Annotated in this window: 22 protein-coding genes; 14 read left to right on the forward strand and 8 right to left on the reverse strand. The window is 40.7% G+C overall.

Annotated features, from left to right (window positions below):
* The first annotated feature begins 118 nt into the window (after positions 1 to 118).
* Entirely contained in the window at positions 119 to 2020 is a 1902-nt protein-coding gene (locus AC1EU2_RS11870; protein ID WP_480298573.1) for an alkaline phosphatase D family protein, read from the forward strand.
* Here the strand turns inward: AC1EU2_RS11870 and AC1EU2_RS11875 are convergent.
* Entirely contained in the window at positions 2017 to 3012 is a 996-nt protein-coding gene (locus AC1EU2_RS11875; RefSeq protein WP_480298490.1) for a tetratricopeptide repeat protein, read from the reverse strand. The two genes, AC1EU2_RS11870 and AC1EU2_RS11875, sit on opposite strands and share 4 nt — an antisense overlap.
* 147 nt (positions 3013 to 3159) lie before the next feature.
* On the opposite strand from AC1EU2_RS11875, the gene AC1EU2_RS11880 reads away from it, so the two are divergent.
* On the forward strand, positions 3160 to 3477 hold the full coding sequence (locus tag AC1EU2_RS11880) for a hypothetical protein (RefSeq protein WP_480298491.1): 318 nt from the start codon (positions 3160 to 3162) through the stop codon (positions 3475 to 3477).
* Positions 3478 to 3643: 166 nt separating this feature from the next.
* Positions 3644 to 5110 (forward strand): catalase, encoded by a 1467-nt coding sequence (locus AC1EU2_RS11885; RefSeq protein ID WP_480298492.1) that lies wholly within the window; start codon positions 3644 to 3646, stop codon positions 5108 to 5110.
* A gap of 73 nt (positions 5111 to 5183) precedes the next feature.
* Here AC1EU2_RS11885 and AC1EU2_RS11890 read toward each other — a convergent pair whose 3' ends face one another.
* The gene (locus tag AC1EU2_RS11890) at positions 5184 to 7094 is read right to left on the reverse strand and encodes a methyl-accepting chemotaxis protein (RefSeq protein WP_480298493.1); all 1911 of its coding nucleotides are present in this window, start codon (positions 7092 to 7094) and stop codon (positions 5184 to 5186) included.
* Between the two features lie 321 nt (positions 7095 to 7415).
* Here AC1EU2_RS11890 and AC1EU2_RS11895 point away from each other — a divergent pair, with 321 nt between their 5' ends.
* The 5 genes from AC1EU2_RS11895 to mutM all read left to right on the forward strand — a co-directional run bounded on the left by AC1EU2_RS11895 (position 7416) and on the right by mutM (position 12674).
* A complete protein-coding gene (locus AC1EU2_RS11895) occupies positions 7416 to 9071 on the forward strand; it encodes an AMP-binding protein (protein ID WP_480298494.1) in 1656 nt (551 codons plus the stop codon).
* Positions 9072 to 9207: 136 nt separating this feature from the next.
* Complete coding sequence (locus AC1EU2_RS11900; protein ID WP_480298495.1) at positions 9208 to 10071, forward strand: hypothetical protein; 864 nt, start codon at positions 9208 to 9210, stop codon at positions 10069 to 10071.
* A 487-nt stretch (positions 10072 to 10558) separates the two neighbouring features.
* On the forward strand, positions 10559 to 11107 hold the full coding sequence (gene mobA, locus AC1EU2_RS11905) for a molybdenum cofactor guanylyltransferase MobA (RefSeq protein WP_480298496.1): 549 nt from the start codon (positions 10559 to 10561) through the stop codon (positions 11105 to 11107).
* A gap of 163 nt (positions 11108 to 11270) precedes the next feature.
* Positions 11271 to 11723, forward strand: a complete 453-nt coding sequence (locus AC1EU2_RS11910) for a hypothetical protein (RefSeq protein ID WP_480298497.1) — start codon at positions 11271 to 11273, stop codon at positions 11721 to 11723.
* A 135-nt stretch (positions 11724 to 11858) separates the two neighbouring features.
* Positions 11859 to 12674, forward strand: a complete 816-nt coding sequence (gene mutM / locus AC1EU2_RS11915) for a bifunctional DNA-formamidopyrimidine glycosylase/DNA-(apurinic or apyrimidinic site) lyase (protein WP_480298498.1) — start codon at positions 11859 to 11861, stop codon at positions 12672 to 12674.
* A 56-nt stretch (positions 12675 to 12730) separates the two neighbouring features.
* Here the strand turns inward: mutM and AC1EU2_RS11920 are convergent, their stop codons facing one another.
* From AC1EU2_RS11920 to AC1EU2_RS11930, 3 genes are all read right to left on the reverse strand, one after another.
* The gene (locus AC1EU2_RS11920) at positions 12731 to 13753 is read right to left on the reverse strand and encodes a hypothetical protein (RefSeq protein ID WP_480298499.1); all 1023 of its coding nucleotides are present in this window, start codon (positions 13751 to 13753) and stop codon (positions 12731 to 12733) included.
* Between the two features lie 398 nt (positions 13754 to 14151).
* Complete coding sequence (coaD, locus tag AC1EU2_RS11925; RefSeq protein ID WP_480298500.1) at positions 14152 to 14643, reverse strand: pantetheine-phosphate adenylyltransferase; 492 nt, start codon at positions 14641 to 14643, stop codon at positions 14152 to 14154.
* Positions 14640 to 15899, reverse strand: coding sequence for a mechanosensitive ion channel family protein (locus AC1EU2_RS11930; RefSeq protein WP_480298501.1), 1260 nt, complete (start codon positions 15897 to 15899; stop codon positions 14640 to 14642). The genes coaD and AC1EU2_RS11930 overlap by 4 nt, the downstream gene beginning before the upstream one ends.
* Before the next feature lie 96 nt (positions 15900 to 15995).
* On the opposite strand from AC1EU2_RS11930, the gene AC1EU2_RS11935 reads away from it, so the two are divergent.
* Complete coding sequence (locus AC1EU2_RS11935; RefSeq protein WP_480298502.1) at positions 15996 to 16397, forward strand: TlpA family protein disulfide reductase; 402 nt, start codon at positions 15996 to 15998, stop codon at positions 16395 to 16397.
* Here the strand turns inward: AC1EU2_RS11935 and AC1EU2_RS11940 are convergent.
* Both AC1EU2_RS11940 and rhlB read right to left on the reverse strand, forming a co-directional pair.
* Positions 16374 to 17294: a Ppx/GppA phosphatase family protein gene (locus AC1EU2_RS11940; protein WP_480298503.1), complete on the reverse strand. Its 921-nt coding sequence runs from the start codon at positions 17292 to 17294 to the stop codon at positions 16374 to 16376. The two genes, AC1EU2_RS11935 and AC1EU2_RS11940, sit on opposite strands and share 24 nt — an antisense overlap.
* Positions 17291 to 18592 carry an ATP-dependent RNA helicase RhlB gene (rhlB, locus tag AC1EU2_RS11945; RefSeq protein WP_480298504.1) on the reverse strand — a complete coding sequence of 434 codons (1302 nt, stop codon included), beginning with the start codon at positions 18590 to 18592 and terminating at the stop codon, positions 17291 to 17293. The genes AC1EU2_RS11940 and rhlB overlap by 4 nt, the downstream gene beginning before the upstream one ends.
* Before the next feature lie 272 nt (positions 18593 to 18864).
* Here rhlB and trxA point away from each other — a divergent pair, with 272 nt between their 5' ends.
* Both trxA and rho read left to right on the forward strand, forming a co-directional pair.
* Positions 18865 to 19191 (forward strand): thioredoxin TrxA, encoded by a 327-nt coding sequence (gene trxA / locus AC1EU2_RS11950; RefSeq protein WP_129945044.1) that lies wholly within the window; start codon positions 18865 to 18867, stop codon positions 19189 to 19191.
* Positions 19192 to 19413: 222 nt separating this feature from the next.
* Positions 19414 to 20679: a transcription termination factor Rho gene (gene rho / locus AC1EU2_RS11955; RefSeq protein ID WP_480298505.1), complete on the forward strand. Its 1266-nt coding sequence runs from the start codon at positions 19414 to 19416 to the stop codon at positions 20677 to 20679.
* Between the two features lie 71 nt (positions 20680 to 20750).
* Here the strand turns inward: rho and AC1EU2_RS11960 are convergent, their stop codons facing one another.
* Positions 20751 to 21188: a nucleoside deaminase gene (locus AC1EU2_RS11960; RefSeq protein ID WP_480298506.1), complete on the reverse strand. Its 438-nt coding sequence runs from the start codon at positions 21186 to 21188 to the stop codon at positions 20751 to 20753.
* A 215-nt stretch (positions 21189 to 21403) separates the two neighbouring features.
* Here AC1EU2_RS11960 and prmA point away from each other — a divergent pair, with 215 nt between their 5' ends.
* The 3 genes from prmA (at position 21404) to fis (ending at position 23780) form a co-directional block, all read left to right on the forward strand.
* Complete coding sequence (gene prmA, locus AC1EU2_RS11965) at positions 21404 to 22285, forward strand: 50S ribosomal protein L11 methyltransferase (protein ID WP_480298507.1); 882 nt, start codon at positions 21404 to 21406, stop codon at positions 22283 to 22285.
* Between the two features lie 203 nt (positions 22286 to 22488).
* Complete coding sequence (gene dusB, locus AC1EU2_RS11970; protein WP_480298508.1) at positions 22489 to 23451, forward strand: tRNA dihydrouridine synthase DusB; 963 nt, start codon at positions 22489 to 22491, stop codon at positions 23449 to 23451.
* 23 nt (positions 23452 to 23474) lie between these two features.
* The gene (fis, locus tag AC1EU2_RS11975; protein ID WP_129945755.1) at positions 23475 to 23780 is read left to right on the forward strand and encodes a DNA-binding transcriptional regulator Fis; all 306 of its coding nucleotides are present in this window, start codon (positions 23475 to 23477) and stop codon (positions 23778 to 23780) included.
* Positions 23781 to 23893 lie beyond the last annotated feature (113 nt).

Genomic DNA, 23893 nt, shown 5'->3' on the forward strand with positions numbered 1-23893 from the left:
GTTATCGTAATGATCAAATAGCAAAAATGTTACTTAACATTTACAAATATGATTTTCGTTTAGGAATTGATATATGATGCTATTTAAAAATAATAAGTGATTGTAAAAAACTATGGATATGCAGCGTAACGCTCAATTGGCAACCATTCTATGTGGTCCTGTTTTAAGGCATTGTGAGCAACAACAATTGACTATTTGGTTTGTGAGTAGCACCCTGCTCAATGAGCTAAGTTTACAGCTGCGCTTCGACAATCAGGTTGAAACTATCCAACTTAACGATGAACATCTTGGCCACATTAAACTTGGCGATCATGCGCATCAATATCTACTGTCAGTACCGATATCGGTCTTGCTTCCGCAAAATCAGAGTATTAGCTATGAGCTTTTTACCGCTAAAGGTGAACCTATATTTAGTGCGATATCAGACATCACTTATGATCGATATGAAACACCAAACTTTGTATTAAAATCAACGGTTGATCATTTACTTCATGGCTCTTGCCGCAATCCACACCATCCAAGTAAGGATGCACTTGTTATTGCAGATGCCCAGTTAGCGGAAGAACTTGAGCCAAATGACCGTGCCGCACTGTTAATGATGAGTGGCGATCAAGTTTATATCGATGACATCGCTGGCCCAATGCTTTACGCCATAAAACAAGTCATCGATAAGCTCGGGCTCGTTCAAGAACATTTTCCAGATGCCAACGTCTCCTCAAGTGAAGACATTCGCTATGGCAGTAGCTTAATGTATCAGCGGGACAGCAAACTTCTGCCCCACAATGAGTTTCCGATAGGGTTTCATATCTTACGCTGGTATCACAAGCAACCCACCTTTACCTCTCGTTTATCCCATAACCATTTGGTTAGTTTGGGGGAAGTGATTGCTCTGTATTTATTAATATGGTCACCAGAACTTTGGAAGCAAATACATATTCCAGAGACACTTGATGGGTTATCTCCTAAACACCAGCAACAGTGGATAAAAGAACGTGATGCTATCTTAAAATTTAAGGCCGGATTACCTCGAGTTAGACGCTTATTAGCGCACATACCTACTTATATGATTTTTGACGATCATGATGTCACTGACGATTGGAATTTAAGTGCAAAATGGGAGGTTGCAGCTTATGAGAATCCATTCTCCAAACGCATTATTGGTAATGCGTTAATTGGTTATACTCTTTTTCAAGGTATGGGTAATGCACCAAATAAATTTAATGCTTTAACGACTGACATTACTGACTTTTTTACTGCTCCCAATAGCCAAAAACAAGATGCACTGATTGAAAAATTATTACGATTTGAAGATTGGCATTATCATTTAGACACATCGCCTAGAATTGTGGTGTTAGATACTCGAACTCGCCGCTGGCGAAGTGAAATTAACTTAGCGAAACCATCAGGGCTGATGGATTGGGAAGCCTTAATGGAAATGCAGCAGTTAATGATTGGGCAAGACAAAGTGATTATTATCTCTGCAGCCCCCATGTTCGGCGTTAAGTTAATCGAAACCATTCAACGCATCGCAACCTATTGCGGGTTGTCATTGCTGGTTGATGCTGAAAATTGGATGGCTCATCAAGGTGCTGCCACCAGCTTGCTCAGTATTTTCAGCCATCGAAAAACACCACAAGAATTCATCATTTTGTCGGGTGATGTACATTACTCCTTCGCCTATGACATCAATGTACGTTTTCGCCACTGTAGCCCGAATATTTATCAAATTTGTTGCAGCGGTATTAAAAATCAATTTCCTGAAAAATTGCTTCCGATATTCAACCGCCTTAATGGTTGGTTGTTTGGTCATTTCTCACCACTTAACCTATTAACGAAGCGCAAACGGATGTCAATTCGTGGTCGTCGGCCGAATGGCCACAGAAGTAATCGCTTGGTCAATAACAGCGGTATTGGTGTGGTTAGAATTGCTGATAACGGTGCGCCATCAGAAATAAGCGTCATGCACAGCGATGGTTCAAAAACGACATTTGAACCACCACGGAATACTTATTGGGATTAAATTCGTCCCTTTTTAATAATGCGCTTCGCTTGTTTTCTTAATTTGCTATCATCACTGCTGGCTCTTGCTTGCTTCGCCAACGCTATCGCTTGCTTTTTTTGCCCCATAAGCAGGCGTATTTGTGCTTCACGTAGCACAGGCCATTGCTCATAATTGGATATCAGCTTTTCAGGTGCATTCTTGAAGTTATCAAGTGCTACGAGTGCTTTTTCTAAGTTTGACTTCGTTTTTACGCTGTTTTTTGCCAAGGCATAATGCAGCATAAACCACTCATTTTTTTGCGCTTCATCTTCAGGCACTGACCAAGACAACGCATCCACTAAGTGCTGATGATTATCTTGATAACGCTCTTGCCTGTCATAAAAAAACGCTGCTTGCACGGCCAGTTCGTGATTTTTAGGGTAAGCCTGCTGCATTTGTTTGAACTTTTCTTCAGCTTTCTCAGGTTTATCTGCAGCTAGGTAACCTTGAGCAACCATCATTCCAGCTTCAAATGGGTGATGCTTTTCTAATGCAATCGACATTTCTATGGCTTTTTCCACGTCGCCACCAACGAAGCCTGGCGCATTTCGGTAAAAACCAATGAGCCCTCTATTTGCTTCTAAATCATCAGGCAATAATTTGTGGGCTTTTTTAAAAGCCTCAAGACTGTCTTCGGCATAACCTGCTGCCGTGAAAATACTGGCGTCCATCGCTTGGCTAGCAAACACATTGCCTTTTTGCATCCACTCTTTGGCTAACGCTTCACTATTCTTTGGATCTATTTCAGCAATACGGCGATCCAACAATACAATGGCATCATCAAAATCTTCGAGGCGCACCATAGATAACGCTTTATATTTAGCGATATCATGAGGAGCAAAGTCATCCACTTCCTCGATGATTTTAGCGTACTTGTTCTCTTCAAATAATTGTTTTACTTGCGCCTCGTTCAAGTCATTCGCCATGATTGAACTACTGAGTAGCAATGCACTAAACCCTAACCATTTCATATTCAACATCCTGTTTGTAAACGTTTTGTAAATGCATAAGTGATATGATGACAAGATATAACCAAAGTTCAATCACTTATCAGAATATTCTCCTGAATTTCGGCATATACTACACTTAGGACACGGTATTTCTCAGGGTATGAGCACATGAATCGCCAAGCTTTCGCTGACTTTTGCTTTCGTCAGTTAGTTGAACTCTTTAAAGAGTCTCAACAAAACCTTTGTAACGAACGTAAGAAACATCATATTGAAGGCCTACTTCATGCTGGCGTATTAATGAATGTATTCACAAATGGTCAAGCTCAATTGATGATGGAACAGGCCCATGTCGAAGTATTTGGTGAAACCATCGAAGAACGCCAACACAATAAGACAGCGTTAAAACAAGCCATTGCGGATGGAAATGATGACTATATCGATATTCCAGCGTTTATTCGTCAAGGTGGTGGTAGTAACCTAAATTAGTTCAATGAATAATCTTTAATAGAAAAGTATTGTCTAATTCATTCCAATTCAAGCTTATCAAATATCACTCGTTGTGATTTAGTCAAAAGTCCAATAACACGTTATTTCTTTTCTACACTTACTAAATACCATCACCACAAAATCAATCCGTAACGGAGTGTGTACTATGTCAGATAAAAAGCTCACCACAGCTTTTGGTTGCCCAGTTGCTCACAATCAACATACAGCTACCGCAGGACAGCGAGGCCCACAATTATTACAGGACGTTTGGTTTCTAGAGAAACTGGCTCACTTTGACCGAGAGGTTATCCCTGAGCGTCGTATGCATGCAAAAGGCTCTGGTGCCTATGGAACCTTTACTGTAACGCATGACATTACTCAATATACTAAGGCCGCTATTTTTTCTCAGATCGGTAAAAAAACAGATGTTTTTGCTCGTTTTACAACAGTCGCCGGTGAGCGAGGTGCTGCGGACGCTGAACGCGATATTCGAGGCTTTGCGGTTAAGTTTTATACCGAGCAAGGCAATTGGGATATGGTGGGTAATAACACGCCGGTTTTTTTCTTAAGAGATCCGCTCAAATTCCCAGATTTAAATCACGCCGTAAAACGTGATCCTAAAACTAATATGCGCAGTGCAAAGAATAACTGGGATTTCTGGACTTCACTTCCCGAAGCCTTGCATCAGATCACCATTACTATGAGTGATCGCGGTATCCCAGCAACGTATCGCCATATGAATGGCTATGGAAGCCACACCTTCAGCTTTATTAATGCCGATAATGAGCGCTTTTGGGTTAAATTCCACTTTAAAACTCAGCAAGGTATTAAGAATCTCACCGACGCTGAATCAGAAAGCATTATCGGTAAAGATCGTGAAAGTCACCAAAAAGATTTATTTGAAAGTATTGAACAAAACAATTTCCCTAAATGGGCTTTTAAAGTTCAAGTGATGCCAGAAGCTGATGCTCATAAAGTAGAATACGACCCGTTCGATTTAACTAAAGTGTGGCCGCATGAAGATTACCCTCTTCTTGATGTTGGAGTACTTGAGCTGAATAAAAACCCTGAAAACTTTTTTGCTGAAGTGGAGCAATCGGCATTCAATCCAGCCAGTATTGTTCCTGGTATCGGCTTCTCTCCGGATAAAATGCTCCAAGGTCGCTTATTTTCTTACGGAGACGCCCAACGTTACCGCTTAGGGGTCAATCATCATTTGATCCCGGTAAATGCGCCTCGTTGCCCAGTCAACGCCTATCATCGAGATGGCGCAATGAGGGTTGATGATAATCAAGGCGGAAAGCTTGGCTATCAGCCCAACGATCAGAATGAGTGGGAAGAGCAGCCAGAATATGCTGAACCAACACTCTCGCTCGAAGGTGATGCTGGACATTGGCCTCATGTTGACGATGATCATTTCACTCAACCCGGAAACCTGTTCCGTATGTTTACTCATGATGAGCAGCAACGGTTATTTGAAAATACGGCAAGAGCAATGGATAGTGTTCCAGTAGAAATCCAAATACGCCACGTTTTCCACTGTTTAAAAGCCGATAAAAATTATGGTTTAGGCATCGCTAAAGCCATTAACCTTGAACAAAAACAAATTGATGAGTTACTCAAAAAAATCTAGAGAGAAATGTGCCAGAGAGACATTAACTCTCTGGCTTTTTTGTAACGATATGAGGTCGATTAAATGCCAACGATTACTTCAATTTAAACTTAGCCACAATTGCCTTCAACTCAGAGTTTGAACCTGCTAAGCTTTCTGTTTGCTTAATATTCACTTCACCATTCATGGATAGCTCATTGGCCATTTCACTAATGGCAGCCATATTACGAGTGATCTCATCTGAAACAGAGCTTTGCTCTTCAGCTGCAGTTGCAATTTGACAGTTTAAATCATTAATCTGCGTCACCGAACCAACAATACCATCCAAGTCTACTGCAACTTGATCTGTCGCTTCAGCCGTTTGTTCACATGTCACCTTAGTCGCATGCATTGCTGAAATTGCAGAGTTCGAAGCATTTCTTAACTTATTAATGGTATCTTCAATTTCTGCTGTACTTTGCTGAGTTCGTGCAGCAAGCGCTCTTACTTCATCTGCTACTACAGCAAAACCTCGTCCTTGCTCACCTGCTCTCGCCGCTTCAATAGCTGCGTTTAATGCGAGTAAGTTTGTTTGCTCTGCAATCTCACCAATAACTCTTAACACATTGGTAATTTCAACAGTATCACGATCGATTTCTGCAATATTTTCAGATGTGGCCTCAACTTCTTGTACAAGCTGCGCTACTGTACTGGTCGCATGTCCCACCACACCTTTTGATGTTAAGGCTTGCTCATTAGTCGTTTGGGTAAATGCAGCGGTTTCGCTACCGTTACGTGCAACATCATTCGCCGTTGCGCTCATTTCTTCAATCGCAGCAACAATCTGTTCAGTTTCTTGAGTATGTGCATTTAAAATTTGTTTGTTCGCATCGGCTTCTGATTTAAGCCTGTCGATACTGGTATCGATAGAACTTGAAGAGTGTTGAACTTCCAGCATCAATTGTTGTAATTGAGCGATAAAGGCATTGATGCCTCTAGCCATTTTTCCAAGATCATCTTTAGTATCAATATCAAGACGACGGGTTAAATCACCGTTACCTTTTGATAAATCTTGAATCATAGCAGTTAACTGAGTGATTGGACGATACAACACATTCAATACAATCAGTAGTAAAATGATACCCACTGCGAGCATGAGTAAAGACGAAATGACGGCTTTGGTTAATACAGGTGTTAATGATGCATAAGCAATGGACTTATTGACGCCAATAAACAAGTACCAGCTTTTGCCATTCACAAGTTCAATTTGTTGAGTAAACGCAATTTTATCGTCACCTTCGATGGTGTAATTCTGCATAGTAATTTTTTGAGCAAGCATGTTTCGCTCAACTTGCCCCATACCAAAATCTCTAAAATAGCTGCCTTTGCCAACGACAGCTGAATTAGACGCCATGACTTTACCGTCGGTGTCCGTGATCACAGTCACTGCGCCAGGGTAATTAATCTCAGCAACCGTCTTTTTCAAAATGGATAGTTCAATATCAATTAACGCAACGCCGTCTCCCATCGCTTTGATGATTGACACAACATCATGTCCAGTGGTGGCATCTGGATAGACTTCTGTGACGTCGGTGACTTGGGCGGCTTTGCCTTGACTGTACCATGGGCGTTGTAAAACTTCATATTGCCCGCGGATGGCTTTACCATTATCCCAAGCACCACCTACGGCAGATGAATAGGCGTTGCCGTCATCAAAACCAATATAGACACCAGAGCCTTCACCAACCGAGTTGGCGACGCGCGCTATAGTGGCAAAATCACCTTGGTAAACTCCTCGCTGATACGTTTCAGCTAAACCATTAACAATGGCGGCCTTAGAGTGAAACCAGGTTTGAATTTTTTTTGCCTCAGACTCTACGATTCGCTTAGACGTTTGATTCACTTCATTAATCGTAGTTTGACGTATTTCACGATAGGATAACCAATTAGATAACAGTAATGATCCCATCATCAACAAGATCATTGAAGCGATTAATGCTCGCTTAAAACCCAAAATTTTCAACACGACGACACCCACTTATTTTATTCGTACAACATCCGTGTTGAATTTTAATTATATTTCCAGAGTTATAACCCAGCATAAGTCACATTTATAGCTGAATTTTAACTTTACAGTAATATTAGCAACATTTATAAATCGATAAACGCAAATTTTTCTAATGCTTTTGACATACACCTTCTTATCGGCACTGAAATTAATATCTGTTGTCTTTTCGATTTTCAGGTTTATGAGGGTTGAATTTATTCGTTAATTTGCGATGCTTCTCAAAAATAGCCATACTTGTGAGCTATTGCTCTAATGCAAAACACATCTTGGGGAAACTCTATGACAACAATTAAAACACCTGTCGAGTTGCTCGATCATTGGGCTGAAGTACAAGGCGATAAAGTCTATTTAAAGCAACCCATCAATGGACAATTTGTTGAGTTAACATGGCAACAAGTTCAAACTCAAGTCAGGCAGATTGCTGGTGCATTGCGTCATTTAGGTCTAAAGCCTGGCGATAAAGTTGCTTTGTTATCAAAGAACTGTGCAGAATGGTTCATTACTGATTTGGCTTTGATGTATGGCGGCTATATCAGTGTCCCGATTTATCCGACAGCAAACATTGATACCATTAGTTATGTGTTAGAGCACAGCCAAGCCAAAGCCATTTTTGTTGGCAAACTCGACTACTGGTCAGAGCAAGACCCTGCAATTCGAGGAGATATTCTCAGGCTGGCGCTGCCTTATGAAACCATGCCAGCGCAATATCAGTGGCAAGATTTACTCACTTTGAGCGAGCCATTAGTAGATATTCCGTATCCTTCTCTCGATGATACTATGACTATCATCTATACCTCAGGCTCAACAGGTAAACCTAAAGGCGCTATCCAAACCTTTGGTAGTTATTGTTGGACATGCCAAGCGGCAACCAAAGACATTGCCATTACTCAAAAAGATCGCTTACTTTCTTATTTACCATTGGCTCACATTACAGAACGTGTGGCGATGGAAGGTACCTCGTTTTATTCAGGCACCAGTGTCGCATTTGTTGAAAGCTTGGATTCATTTGTCACGGACGTGCAACGAGCAAGACCAACAGTTTTCTTCTCAGTTCCAAGACTTTGGAGTCTATTCCAGAAAAACATTATTGAAAAAGTGGGCGGTTATAAAAAGCTTAATACACTATTAAGCATTCCAATCATCAGCTCGTTGGTTAAACGAAAAATTAAGAAAGGTCTTGGTCTGGATAAGTGCCGTATCTTTGGTTCTGGTTCTGCACCAATCCCACAAGCGATTTTAAGTTGGTATCACAACATTGATATTCACATTTGTGAAGCTTGGGGGATGACGGAAAATTGTGCTTACTCCATAATCAATTATCCATTCAACCCTAATAAACTGGGTTCGATTGGTCGTCCAATTGAAGGCTGCCAAATAAAACAAAGTGATAAAGGTGAATTACTTGTAAAAAGCCCGGGATTAATGCGTGGCTATTACCTAAATAAAGAAGCCAATTCAGCCTTATTCGACGAAGACGGTTTTTTCCGAACAGGAGATGTTTGCGCCGTTGATGCCGAGGGTTATGTCAGTATCACTGGCCGAGTAAAAGATAACTTTAAAACCTCTAAAGGTAAGTATGTAGTCCCTGTTCCGATAGAGCGAAAGTTAGCACAAGACCCTCACATCGAATTGCTCTGCGTCATTGGTGCTGGTTTACCACATCCGATTGCTTTAGTTCAGCTTGCAGAAGGAGCTAAGCTCATGCCAAGAGAAGAGGTTCGAGCCTCGTTAAAGCAAACCATCGAAGACATTAATCCGACACTAGAGTCACACGCAACCTTAGATGCACTCATTGTTGTAACTGAACCTTGGACAGTTGAAAACGATGTTTTGACGCCAACGCTTAAAATCAAACGCCACGTCTTAGAGCAGAGATTTACTTCTATGGTGGAAGGTACTAGAGGAAATATTGTTAAGTGGCAGGACGAACTTTAACTTGATTTAATAATAGTCAGCCGTTCTGACTTTCAGGCGGCTACTGAGACAGTTGCTACTTTTTTAATTATCAATTTGAATTAATGGTCTTTTTCTACAACCATTAAGTATAGAATACCATCGTTTTTGATTTGATATGCTGCCACCTAAAGTTCATTGGAACCTTCAACGCCAACAAATTGAGGAAGAAGAGCTATTTCCTGATATAGCTAAAAATTCAACTCACAAAAAAATTCTTGTTATCGTTCCAAGCGAAACAGATAGCCAACCTAAAGAAATCCTTTACAACATATCTTATGTTTTTAATTCTTGGAGCGTCTACCCATCCAGCTTTTCAGATTTTTTTACTGCAAATCTACAAAAGCAACGCATCAGGTCGTCGCTTAGGCATAAACTGAATAACCCTTACCCTATACTTTTCGACTATACGCTAATTGCCTCTCCTGTAGGCCAGCAGGAACCCATTTTACAAACCATCAATTGGATCGATGCGCTCTTAGAAGCACATAAGTCGGAACGAAAATCTTGCACAAAGCTTGATATAGAGCTGACTCAGCATTTCCCGAAGCAATTGCTAGAAAGTAGCTATTTTGTTGTAGTTCCAGACCCCACTCCCCTTCCAGTTCCTCCAAAAGATCATTTTCCCGTTGATTGCTTTGCTGTTTTAGATAAATGCGCTGCAATCACCTACAAAGATACTTACTTTATTCGAGAATCTAAGCTTTCTAAGCTGGATATACATTTTCATGAACTCATTCATGTTATTCAATGGGATGTTTTAGGCCCAGAATCTTTTATTCTTCAATATTATTTTCAAGCCGCAAACTATAAATCACACGATAAGCTGCCCCTTGAAGATATGGCTATATGTTTTACCGAAAACTTCAATGACAAAGAGCATCCCCCAAGTTACTACCGCAATGTCGTCACTGAAACAAAGAAATTTAAGTCAGATTTTATTATTCCGGATAGCGATAAAAAAACAACTGAAAAAAATTGAACAAAAAACTTGCAAACACAAATGATAATGATTATTATTTAATTGCGTTCCAAAGCTCACTCTCGAAAATACTTATGAGGTATGAGTATTTTCTTGAGCTGAGTCTGCAAGCACAACATTGCTCACACACTCTTTAAAGCCGGCTTCACACACCGGCTATTTTTTCTTTATACAATCCAATAGCTTAACCAAAAAATTGTTGCTTTATTTAGTTATGACCCTGTCTTGTTTTTGGCAAAATCGACCTCTCCTACCATAAAATCGATTATTGCTTTTAAGTGTCAAAAAAACTCTTGCACAATCAAGTGATAATGATTATCATTTGCATGCGTTCCAAGGCTCACTTAAGAAGTGCAATTGAGGTAACTGTGTTTTCTTAAGTTGTGCCCGTAATCACAACATTGCTCACACACTATTTATGGCCGGATTTCTTAATCCGGCTTTTTTTTTGTTAGACTTCAATCACTCTTTTCTAATCAACAAAATTATGTTCTCAATAGATGTGTTTATTCTAGCCGGTGGCCAAGGTCGTCGTATGGGCTACCAAGATAAAGGCTTGGTCTCGTATCAAAACAAATCGTTAATTCATCACGTTATTGATAAGCTCAAACCACAATCCAGCTCGATTTATATTATTGCGAATCAAAATATGGAGATATACGAATCATTTGGATTTCCAGTTTTTGAAGATTTAGAATCCGGCTTCCAAGGCCCGCTTATGGGGATGCTAACGGCAATGACTTATTCTAAAGCTGATGCCATTTTGTTTGTTCCCTGTGATACCCCTCATCTACCGTCTAATTTATTGTTAGAAATGATTCAAGAGTTTCAGCGTACTTCTGCAGAAATCGTGGTCGCTATTGATGATACTAATAAAGAACACGCTGTTACTTGCTTAACAAAACGCTCTCTAAAAGGTGAACTGGCTCAATTTCTTAAAAATGGAAATCGAAAAGTCATGCAGTGGAATCACAGTCGAAAGCTGGCATCAGTGAGCTTTGAACAAGCGCACTTTCTGAATGTAAATTCACTCTAAAATCGAAGAATATAGAAATTGAGCGGTAATGTGTATCTAATGTTACACTCATATTATTCAACATAAAATGAACATCAACTCCAAATGTGTTGAGATTGCAACGCTGTGACTTCAATACCGATGTTCAACTGATAATACTGTTAATAGATACGAATGGAATAATATGGCCTTAACATCTAGGCAAAGAAATAACGTCATCATTTTAGTCAGTGCAGTTATGATCATTGCACTGTCCATCATGAATCGCATCACAAATCATATCCCCAGTGATGCCCACCCATTATTTGATCGCTCAACTCAGTTAGAGCAATTGCAACTCGGCCAACTCTGGTTAGCACGACAAAAAGATGAGTGGGTTTGTGACGACAAAGTGTTGAACTGCTCAACTTGGGCAAAAGCATGGGAAAAGATAAAAATCTCCCCTCTTGATGGTACTCCTGATACCCATGAGGTCGCTGAAGAGTTAGTAATAAAAATCCGTCATCGCACAGCAAGCCAAGTATGGCTCTTTTTCCCCAATGACGGGTTACTCAAAACTGAAAATAATAATTGGTATCAAATACCTGCCAGTTTAAAAGATAAACTCATTCCGATTACAAACGTCAAACCTAAATAAATAGATTTAGGACTATATTAATATATCACCAACTCTCACTAGTGCGACCGAAAGTGGCAACACTTTAGCGCACTAAAGGTGGACGTGAAAAAGTGATAGAATACGAACCGTCAGTTACTTAATAATCATAATACCATGCCTGAGTTACCTGAAGTTGAAGTTACCCGCCAAGGAATTACACCACATATTTTAGAGCAAATGCCCACGAAATTAGTCATTCGTAATCGAAGCTTGCGATGGCCAATTCCTGATGTCGCTGAAAACATTGTTGGCCACACCATAAAGTCAGTTAAACGTAGGGCCAAATATCTTTTGCTTGAAACGGATGCGGGAACAACCATTATTCACTTGGGGATGTCAGGTAGTTTACGAGTTCTTCCTGAAGGTACTGCGGTTGAAAAACATGACCATGTGGATCTTATCCTAGGCAATAATCAGATCCTTCGTTTTAACGATCCAAGGCGCTTTGGCGCATGGCTCTGGTACGAACTGCCTATCGAGTCACACCCTCTATTACAAAAGCTCGGTCCTGAGCCGTTAACTGAAGCCTTTAATATAGAGCAGCTGACAGCAGCATTAGAAAATAAAAAAAAAGCCATCAAGCTATGTTTGATGGATAATCATATCGTGGTCGGTGTCGGTAATATCTATGCCAACGAAGCGCTTTTTAGGAGTCAAATTCACCCTCAAACGCCAGCAAATAGAGTCGAACAGGACAAATTAATGGTATTGGTTGAAGCGGTTAAAGAAATTTTAGCATTTGCCATAAAACAAGGTGGTACCACGTTAAAAGATTTCACCAACGCTGATGGCAAACCTGGTTATTTTGCTCAAAAACTCCATGTGTATGGTCGAGGCAATCAGCCGTGTACAGAATGTGGGACTTTATTGTCTGAGATCAAGCTCGGACAACGCACCACCGTATTTTGTGAGCACTGCCAAACTACATAATATGAGATATTTAATACAATAATTGGTAAATAATACTTAATTAGATTGTATTACCTTTAAAGAGCTTCATTTGTACATGGGCTATTTTCGATAGCTCTCTGCAACTGTTGTGGCGAAAGTTGCATGAAAAAAGATAAAAGATATCTTTTGTGTATCTTATTTTCCTGAGCATGCTCTGAGAGACTGATATCGTTCACCCGATGTTCGGAAGCCATATTGTCAAACATGATGCCTTCCCCAGCCAAATATGGGACGGTAATATGTGTATCAGGCTGAATTGTGTCCTTTTGAAATACTCCGAGATGATAAGCTCTAACTTGAGAATTATAGGTTTTATCATCTAATTTTGTCCCAAATGAAAGTTGCCCACCAACATAATCCTTTGAGCATACCCCGGCAAATTTAGAGGTATCTGTTTGAGTAAACTCTGCATCACATTCACCACCTTGATTAAGAGGTAATGGTTCAGGTTCTGGTGGATTTAATACTGAGGTTACACTTAAAGAGTTTGCATCATAATGCCAATTAAAATCACTTAAGGTACTCTCATTATGTGTACTGAGTTGATAGTTCATTAAGGCGATGTAAGCATAAACAGTATCCCCACAAAGTACGGCTGCTTTTGCAATATTAGGTAGTGCCTCTAATATCAATGGCTTAAGATAATCTGCAACTTCATTTTTTTGCCAAGAATCATAAATATCTTGTATATTTTCAATACTGCCTGTTTCAGTAAATGAAATTTTACCGTAACTAACACTATTATTATTAGATTCACCAAAATTTAAAATATAACTATCTAAGGTATTAACCTTCGCAACTTCTCTCTTTCTAGGAGTGTACCTAATGTGATAACAGGAGGCAGGAACGCCTTTATCAGATTGATTTAAACTAACAATAGCTTTGCGTAATGAATCTGGTTGATACAACGGAACTCTAACCAAAAAGCTTTTAGAACCACTCGGAAAGTTCCAAGTAACAGTCTCCCGCCTTTCTTTCCCGTTAACAACTGCACCGAATTTAATCTTTTCCCGGATACGATTCTCTGGTTGATACTCTAATGCGGATGGTATGCTCATATAAAAATACTAAAAACCAACATAGGTTAAATTATAACCACTTCAACAATTAGCATAATTAAAGTTTGTTAACTATTAGGGTCAGTTGATCTTTCGTGATCGTTTTTGCAGCGATAAATTGGTTATTTTATGCAAGGCAGCGCTTGTGCGGTTTGGTGATTACCGACAAATAAAACTGTCGTTACTTCGTTTCCAAATAAACAAGCGATAACGCAGTACTTTTTATTTTGAAAGAGCGACCAATTTTTACTTTCTCTGTCTTCGATGCTTTTGAGCGCTCACTGTTTTGTGTTGTGACCAGCTCACTTAGATGACTAAGCTTCACTGCTCACGCCTTGAACAGGTAAACGCTAAAATAGCACAACATTTAATCCTGAAAGCTCAACAGACTCTAATACTTATATCATCAATTCCTTCATATATTTTTCTATCATTACATTAACACTCGATGGCACAAACTGGCTGATATCACCACCATGTCTCGCCACATCTTTTACTAATGTCGATGAGATATGACCCAGTTCTGCTTTGGGCATCAACAGCACAGTTTCAAATTCTTCACTGAGCGCTCGGTTCATATTGGCGAGTGCCATTTCATATTCAAAGTCAACCGTGGTTCGTACGCCACGTAGTAATATTGATGCATTATGTGCTTTTGCAAAATCCACTAGTAAACCTGAGAAACCAACCACTTCAACATTATCAAAGCTTTTAACGACCTCAGTAACTTGAGCAAGACGCTGTTCAAGGTCAAACATTGGATGCTTAGCACTGCTTTTAGCAACACCAATGACCACTTTATCGAACATCTTTGTACCACGTTCAATCAAGTCAATATGACCATTCGTTATAGGATCGAATGTACCAGGATAAATGGCGATTTTGCTCATACTGCGGTTCCTATTTGTCTTACATCATTGCCTGATGGCGCTTGATATACTTTTAGACCAAATTGCGGCAGGATAGCAAAGATATGGTCAAAAATATCGGCCTGAATATCTTCATAGTGATTCCAATTGGTATCATTGGTGAAGATATATAATTCAATGGGAACACCCATTTGTGTTGGGGCAAGCTGTCTCACCAATATCGTCATCCCTTTATGCACTTTAGGGTGAAAAGTTACAAACTCTCTTAGGTATGCCCTGAATGTACCTAAATTCGTTAGGCGACGCCCATTTACTATATTATCAATATCCTCAACAGTCTCGTTGTCTGCAGATATCTTCTGTTCAATTTCAGGTAAATAGCGTTTAAGGTGATTAATTTTAGCCAGCCTAATTTTGTCTTCGCCTGTTAAAAAATGAACCGTATCGATATCAATATTAACGGCACGTTTAATGCGACGCCCACCAGATTCCGACATGCCCTGCCAGTTTTTAAACGAATCTGAAACTAACGCATAAGCAGGGATCATGGTTAAAGTATTGTCCCAGTTTTTGACCTTAACGGTAGTTAATGACACTTCAACCACAGAGCCATCTGCACCATACTTGTCCATTTGAATCCAGTCACCCACGCTGATCATACGATTAGTTGCCAACTGAATGCCTGCCACAAAACCTAAAATGGTGTCTTTAAACACCAACATGATCAAACCAGTGGCAACACCTAAACCACTTAAAAAGAAGAATGGAGATTCTTTGGTTATCGCTGCAGTCGCGAGAATTACCCCAATAAAGAATAAAAACAACTTTACTAACTGTACGAAACTTTTAATTGGTAAGCGCCGAGTGAGGTGACTGACTTCGGCAATTGCATGTCCAGCATCTAGCGCAGAATAAATAGCTCTAACAACGAGAACAACGACTATCAAGCTCAGCCCTCGTTGTGCAACCGTCGCCGCAACAGCATGTTCTGAGAGCACGTAAGGCATTAATTCCGAGAGAACCAAAACAGGCAAAATAACAATAAGCTTGTCAAATACTTGGTATTCAACGAAAACATCATCCCATTTTGCCTTAGTGTGCTTAATAAGAATATGTACAAATTTAACGATAACTCGTTTAGCAACCAGATACAGAAACCAGACGAAGATAAAACTGACAAAAAGCATAAACGTTGCAGATAGAATCGAAGCGACATTTGCATTGAGACCATAGCTCATTAGCCACTGTGCAATATCAATAGGAAAGTCTTTTTCCATAAGTTTATTCCCTTATCAGCGAACTCGAAAAAGTATCTGTTGAGTTTACACACAAAGCTCTGCATTATGCAGTAAAAATTAATGAAGAAGTAAATCATGTTACTCGGAAAAATAAATCCAACTGTGCTGGACAAAAAGCTCAGTGAATACCCTGATTATGATGGTAATTATCAAACTAACCCTGAATTTATACAACCTCTGAAAGACGTAAGCACTGACACTCATATTGCTGTTATTATCGGAACTTGGTGCCCAGACTGTCACCGTGATATTCCACGCTTTATGAATGTGCTTAACGATGCAGGTAATCATAAAGTCACTGTTGAATACATTGGTGTTGATAGAGAAAAGGTTGATCCGCAAGCAGAAAGCCAAGCTTATGACTTTACTCGTCTACCAACGTATATCGTAATGCAAGATGGCAGAGAAGTGGGCCGTATAACAGAGCGACCAGAAACAACATTAGAGCAAGATTTAGCGGCTATCTTGAGCCAATGATTCTTGGGCAAGTAATTGCAAGACACCTTCACGGAGCGCACCGCCGGAAAGGTTAATGGACTGTAATTCAAGCAACTCAAATAGCGCTAACAATATGGCTACACCCGTTGCTAACGTTGGCGCTCTTTCTTCTGTTAATCCCTCTATTTCAGAAAACTTAGGGCACGTTTGTTCAAGGATTTCTTGTTTCATTTGCTCAAGAAATGCCACGGAAATACGTTCATCATGACCACGATGACGTAAAAGTTCCATAATGGTCTGGATAGTACCTGAGGCACCCACCGCATCATGGCAACCGTAAGCATTAATTTCAGCTAAATGCTCAGCAAGCACCTGCTTAACTTGTAACGCTAATAAATCAAAATCCCCTGATTTATGCGGGAAGTGAGAAAAATGCGGCGTTAAATAGCTTACACAACCAATCGGCAAACTTTTTTTGTAAAGTACCTGCTCACCATCACCGATGATAAACTCAGTGCTCGCGCCACCAATATCGATGACCAAGCGGCGATGCTCACCTTGAGTATGATGAAACATACCAAGATAAATGAGCTCAGCTTCTCTATCACCTGAGATAATTTCAATGGGAAAAGGTAAAATGTTTAAAGCTTGTTGACAAAAGTCGTTGGAATTTGAAACCTGCCTCAATGTCGCAGTCGCAATAACCTTAACATGAGTGATTTGGTGTTGATTTAGTTTGTCAGCAAACATAGCCAAACACGCCAAACCATCTTTTATCGCCGCTTCACTCAATATGCCCTGAGTATCAATACCAGAAGCTAATCGCACTTTCTGTTTATACTTGGCAACAACTTGAGGAACACCGTCCTCCAGTGTTGCCACCAGCATATTAAAACTGTTTGAGCCTAAAGTGATGGCGGCGAAATCTTTACTCATGAATGTCTACGATTACGATTATTCCTAGGTGGGCGACCTGAGTTTCCGCCGGATGGTTTACCTGTTCTTCGCTCACGAGTATTACGTTGAGGTTGTTTTCGATGTACCGCTACCGGCTTAATGTCCGTCAACAAAGCTTCTCGGTCATAACCTGATACAGGAATCGAATGCTCAATGTACTGCTCAATGGCAGGTAAATTCAGCGCATACTCTTCACATGCAAAACTGACTGACATCCCTTTTTGCCCAGCACGGCCTGTACGACCAATTCGGTGCACATAATCTTCACAGTCATCAGGTAAATCGAAGTTATACACATGAGATACATCAGAGATATGCAGTCCACGTGCTGCGACATCGGTTGCGACTAAAAAGTCCAACTCACCTTTAGTGAAGCGATCTAAAATGCGTAAACGCTTTTTCTGCGGCACGTCACCTGTTAACAATCCAACACGGTGACTATCACCTTCCAACCAAGACCATAGCTTTTCACACATGTGCTTTGTGTTAGCAAAGATGATGGCTTTTTCCGGCCAATCTTCTTCAATCAAAGTCAGCAGTAGTGGAATTTTGTCTTCACCTGACGGATGAAACAATTCCTCTTGGATATTTTTTGAGGTTTTTTCATCAGGCGCAATTTCGACTTTAACTGGATCATTCATATGATCGTATGCCAGCTCTTGCACTTTCATAGAAAGCGTGGCTGAAAACAACATATTTAAACGCTGTTTCGCATCAGGCATACGACGGAATAAGAATCGAATGTCTTTAATAAAGCCTAAATCAAACATACGGTCTGCTTCATCAAGTACGACTGCTTGGATTGAGTTAAGACTGATGACACCTTGGCGAACATAATCGATAATACGACCTGTGGTACCAATTAAAATATCAACGCCCTTCTCTAAAACCTTCATTTGGGTTTCGTAGCTTTCACCACCGTATACGATGCCGACTTTTAACTTTGTATGCTTTGAAAGCAGTTGTGCATCTTTGGCAATTTGAATCGCAAGTTCACGAGTCGGTGCCATGATGATCGCACGAGGCTGATTGATGGCTCTCATCTCTGACGCAGGCGTCGTCAACAAATGGTTAAACGTTGCCACTAAAAAAGCCATTGTTTTGCCAGTCCCGGTTTGGGCTTGACCTGCAATGTCTTTATTTTGCAATAAGACGGGTAAAGATAAGGCTTGAATCGGAGTACAATGTTCGAATCCGTTCTCTTCTAGTGCTGATAACACCTTAGGTGCTAAAGAAAGATCAGCAAACTTTTGATTTGATAAATGTGTTTCGCTCATAGCGTAAGCATACCAGTTAGGGTTGCAACAAGATACTTGATCGTTTGTAATATCTAAACTACAAATTCGGTCTTTACTCTCAAATACTGTGTTTTACCAAAAGAGAAACGCTAACTCATTAAGTTTGAAATAAAAAACTTGTTGAAGCTTTCATCTTCCAATAAAACAACATAAATTATTCGTAACGACCAACTTGAAAATCAAATTGGTTAGCCCAATATACAGGTTAAGCCATTAACAAACCAGCAATGGCAACCTAACTGGAGAACATCATGAGCGATAAAATTGTATACCTGAGCGATGACAGCTTTGAAAATGACGTATTAAAAGCTGACGGCGTAGTACTTGTTGATTTCTGGGCAGAGTGGTGTGGCCCATGTAAAATGATTGCGCCAATCCTAGACGATATCGCTGAGGAATACGAAGGAAAAGTAACAGTAGCTAAGCTAAACGTTGACCAAAATAACGTTTCACCAGCTAAATATGGTGTACGTGGTATTCCAACACTATTACTGTTCAAGAACGGTGAAGTTGCAGCAACCAAAGTAGGTGCAATGTCTAAAACTCAATTAAAAGAGTTCATCGACGCTCAAGTGTAATTGTTAGGAGAGCAACTCCTCAATTACTCAACACTTGGTGCAATTTATAAATAATTGCACCAAGTTCAGCTAAATTTCTGGATCTTCGCCCTGCTTAGTGCTAGTTTGTAATCAAACAACATCTAACTACATTCACCTTCTCATAAACGACCAATAATCTGGAACACATATTATTTATACTGAAACGTCAGTGCATATAGTCGTGTAACACAAGACCCCAACATGAATTTATCAGAACTTAAAGAAACCCCCATATCAAAGCTAGTTGAACTGGCTGAGAGCATGAATCTCGACAATATGGGTCGCTCGCGCAAACAAGACATCATCTTTTCTATCCTAAAAGCTCACGCTAAAAGTGGTGAAGATATTTTTGGTGGCGGCGTATTAGAAATTCTCCAAGACGGTTTCGGCTTTTTACGTAGTGCCGGTGGCTCTTACCTAGCGGGCCCTGATGACATTTATGTCTCTCCAAGCCAAATTCGTCGTTTCAATATGCGTACGGGTGACACCATTCACGGTAAAATCCGTCCACCAAAAGAAGGTGAGCGTTATTTCGCACTATTAAAAGTTAATGAAGTTAACTTCGATAAGCCGGAAAACTCTCGCACCAAGATCTTATTCGAGAACTTAACACCACTGCACGCTGATGAACGTATCCGCATGGAGCGTGGTAATGGTTCTACGGAAGACATCACTGCACGTATTTTAGATTTATGTTCGCCTATAGGTAAAGGTCAGCGTGGTCTTATTGTTGCACCGCCAAAAGCGGGTAAAACACTGCTTCTTCAAAACATCGCTCAATCCATCAGTTATAACAACCCTGAAGTGGTATTGATGGTACTGCTTATTGACGAACGTCCTGAAGAAGTTACCGAGATGCAACGCTTGGTTAAAGGTGAAGTGATTGCTTCAACCTTTGATGAACCAGCAAGTCGTCACGTACAAGTGGCTGAGATGGTTATCGAAAAAGCTAAGCGCTTAGTTGAGCACAAGAAAGACGTTGTGATTCTGCTTGACTCGATCACTCGTTTAGCTCGTGCATACAACACCGTCATCCCATCATCAGGCAAAGTACTGACTGGTGGTGTTGATGCGAACGCATTACATCGTCCAAAACGTTTCTTTGGTGCAGCACGTAACATCGAACACGGCGGCAGCTTGACCATTATCGCTACAGCGTTAGTTGATACTGGCTCTAAGATGGACGAAGTCATTTACGAAGAATTTAAAGGTACAGGTAACCAAGAGTTACACCTTTCTCGTAAAGCGGCAGAAAAGCGTGTATTCCCAGCGATTGACTTCAACCGCTCAGGTACTCGTCGTGAAGAGAAACTCACAACGCCAGATGAACTTCAGAAGATGTGGATCCTGCGTAAAATCCTAAATCCAATGGATGAAGTGAGTGCGATGGAATTCTTAATCGATAAATTGGCCATGACCAAGACTAACGATGAATTCTTCACTGCAATGAAGCGTGCTAAGTCATAAGATTGAACACCATGCAGTTAAAAGCCAGTCTACCGACTGGCTTTTTTATTTCTGCTCACCAAGAAGTCGCACTATTCACCGATATCTTCATTCCACAGCTCAGGGTTTTCGTCGATAAACTGTGTCATCATTTCAATGCACTCTTGATCATCGAGTAATTCAATCTCCACTCCACGGCTTTTCAATAACTCTTCATCCCCCAAGAAAGTTTGGTTTTCACCAATAATCACTTTAGGGATCTCATACAACAAAATAGCACCGCTGCACATTGAGCATGGAGACAACGTAGTATAAAGTTCACAACGTCGATATTCCTGAGCCGTCAATCTGCCTGCATTCTCAAGCGCATCCATTTCACCATGCAATACACAACTGCCATTTTGCACTCGACGGTTATGTCCTCGCCCAATGATTTCACCCTCTTTAACTAAAACCGAACCAATAGGGATCCCACCTTCAGACAGCCCTTTCTTTGCTTCTTCCACCGCAGCTTGAAAAAATAAATTCATATCATCAGCCCCTCTACTCACCCGTTATTCAAATTCATCGCTCAGCAAAAGCGAAAAGCTTCCATTGCAAATGTGTATCAACAAATAAAAACAGATCTTTATCAACTTCGTTGCTATTTCAGCTGCTTCCAGAGCTCTGAGAAGATCACATTCGAATGTGGATGGGTAATACTATACAATTGCGCCATTACGAAATGTCAGTATAGGACGTAAACATGGCTTGGATACAACTGGTATTCCATTCAGACAATCTACACGCTGAAGCGCTTGGCGATTTGTTAATGGAACACGAAGCGCTTTCAATCACAATGGAAGACGGTAAAGATCAGCCCATTTTTGAACCAAAACTCGGTGAAACCCCTCTTTGGAACGACACCATAGTCACCGCATTATTTGAAGCGGATATGGATCTCAATCCTGTCGTTGATATGCTCAAAATGCATCCTGATGTTGATGACAATTTAAAATACAAGATTGAGCAAGTCGAAGACAAAGATTGGGTTCGAGAATGGATGGATAACTTCCACCCAATCCAATTTGGTACCCGCTTGTGGATCTGCCCAAGCTGGCGTGACATTCCTGATCCTGAAGCGATTAATGTCATACTCGATCCCGGTCTTGCATTTGGAACAGGCACACACCCAACCACAGCATTATGTTTAGAGTGGTTAGATGGCTTAGACTTATCAAACAGCAATGTCATCGATTTCGGATGTGGTTCTGGCATTTTGGCCGTTGCAGCACTAAAGTTGGGTGCTAAGACAGTGACGGGAATTGATATCGATTATCAAGCCATTGAAGCCTCAAAAGCCAATGCAGAAAGAAATGCGTGTAATGATCGTCTTTCTTTATACTTACCGGAAGACACACCTCCGAACTTGAAAGCAGACATTTTAGTCGCCAATATTCTTGCTGGTCCACTTAAAGAACTGGCACCACAAATCGCTAGCCACTTGAATTCAGGTGGAAAACTTGCACTCTCTGGTTTGCTCAGAGAACAAGCAGAAGAGCTAAAAGACTTTTATAGTCAATGGTTTGAAATGGATGCACCTCAACACAAAGATGACTGGAGCCGTTTGAGCGGGATTCGCAAATAGCCTAGCTGCTCACAAAACAAGCGAAACGTCATTGACCTCTACAACTCAAAATTGTAAACAGACTGTGTAAATGCCGTTGTTACTGAGATCACAGGAAATAAAAGTCAAGAAAAAAAGTTTCGCTCAGGTCATTTATTAACCTTTTCATGTGTGTCAAAAAGGGCTAATATAGCGCCCCTTTGACGCACAAGGTGACTAAAACTATGCAAATTGGACCCTATCAACTGAAGAATCAGCTGATCGTGGCACCAATGGCTGGCGTCACTGATCAGGCTTTTCGAAACCTATGTTTACGTCACGGTGCTGCATTAGCAGTATCTGAGATGCTGTCGTCTAATCCCGAGGTTTGGGACTCAGACAAAAGCCGGCATCGTATGGCGCACTCTGGCGAAGAAGGTTTACGATCTGTGCAGATAGCAGGCAGTGATCCAGAGTTAATGGCGAGAGCCGCTCAGTTCAATGTAGAACAAGGCGCTCACATCATTGACATTAATATGGGCTGCCCTGCAAAGAAAGTGAATAAGAAGCTCGCTGGTAGTGCGCTCATGCAAGACCCAGAACTTGTAGAACGCATCGTTAATGCTGTAGTAAGCAGTGTTGATGTACCAGTCACGCTGAAGATTCGCACGGGATGGGACCCAGAACACCGTAATGGTATTCAAATTGCCATGATAGCTGAAGCCTGCGGAATAGCCGCACTCGCCGTACATGGGCGAACGAGGCAGTGTATGTATAAAGGTAATGCCGAATACGACACAATAAGCGCAATTAAACAGTCGATCTCGATCCCTGTAGTTGCTAACGGCGATATAACAAGTCCTGAAAAAGCACGTTATGTGTTGGATAAAACAGGCGCCGATGCACTCATGGTTGGTCGAGGTGCGCAAGGACGCCCTTGGATTTTTAATGAAATTCAGCATTACTTAGAAACCGGAGAAAAACTGGCGCCAATCAGCCAGGAAGTCAAACGGCAAGTGATGTTGGAACATTTAACCAAGCTATACGACTTATATGGCGAATTTAAAGGAGTAAGGTTCGCTAGAAAGCATATAGGTTGGTATTTCAACCAAGAGCAACAACGCCAGTTTCGAGCCGAGTTTAATCGACTGGAAAGTGCGACAGAGCAGTATTCCATGGTGGAATGCTATTTTGAAGATTTAGATTAGATTTATTAAAGAGCAGAATACGAATGTTTGATCAGACAACTAATACAGAAGTTCATCCTCTTACCGTAGGTAAAATCGAAACAGCTAACGGTACTATTAAGCCACAATTATTACGTGACGCTGTAAAGCGCGCTGTAGCTAACTTCTTTCAACAGTTAGACGGTCAGGATGCTCAAGAAGTATATGAAATGGTTCTATGTGAAGTAGAAGCACCACTTCTTGACATCATCATGCAACACACTCGCGGTAACCAAACTCGCGCAGCGAACATGCTAGGTATCAACCGTGGTACTTTACGCAAGAAGCTAAAGAAATACGGCATGAACTAAAATCAAAGTCTTAACGCTTTGTAAATAAATGGGTTATACAGCAATGTGTAACCCATTTTTGTTATACAAATAAAAAACGCCTTCAAGGAATCAAAACATTCGGCTCCACATTG

It is taken from the genome of Parashewanella sp. 2304DJ23-3 (assembly GCF_056591695.1).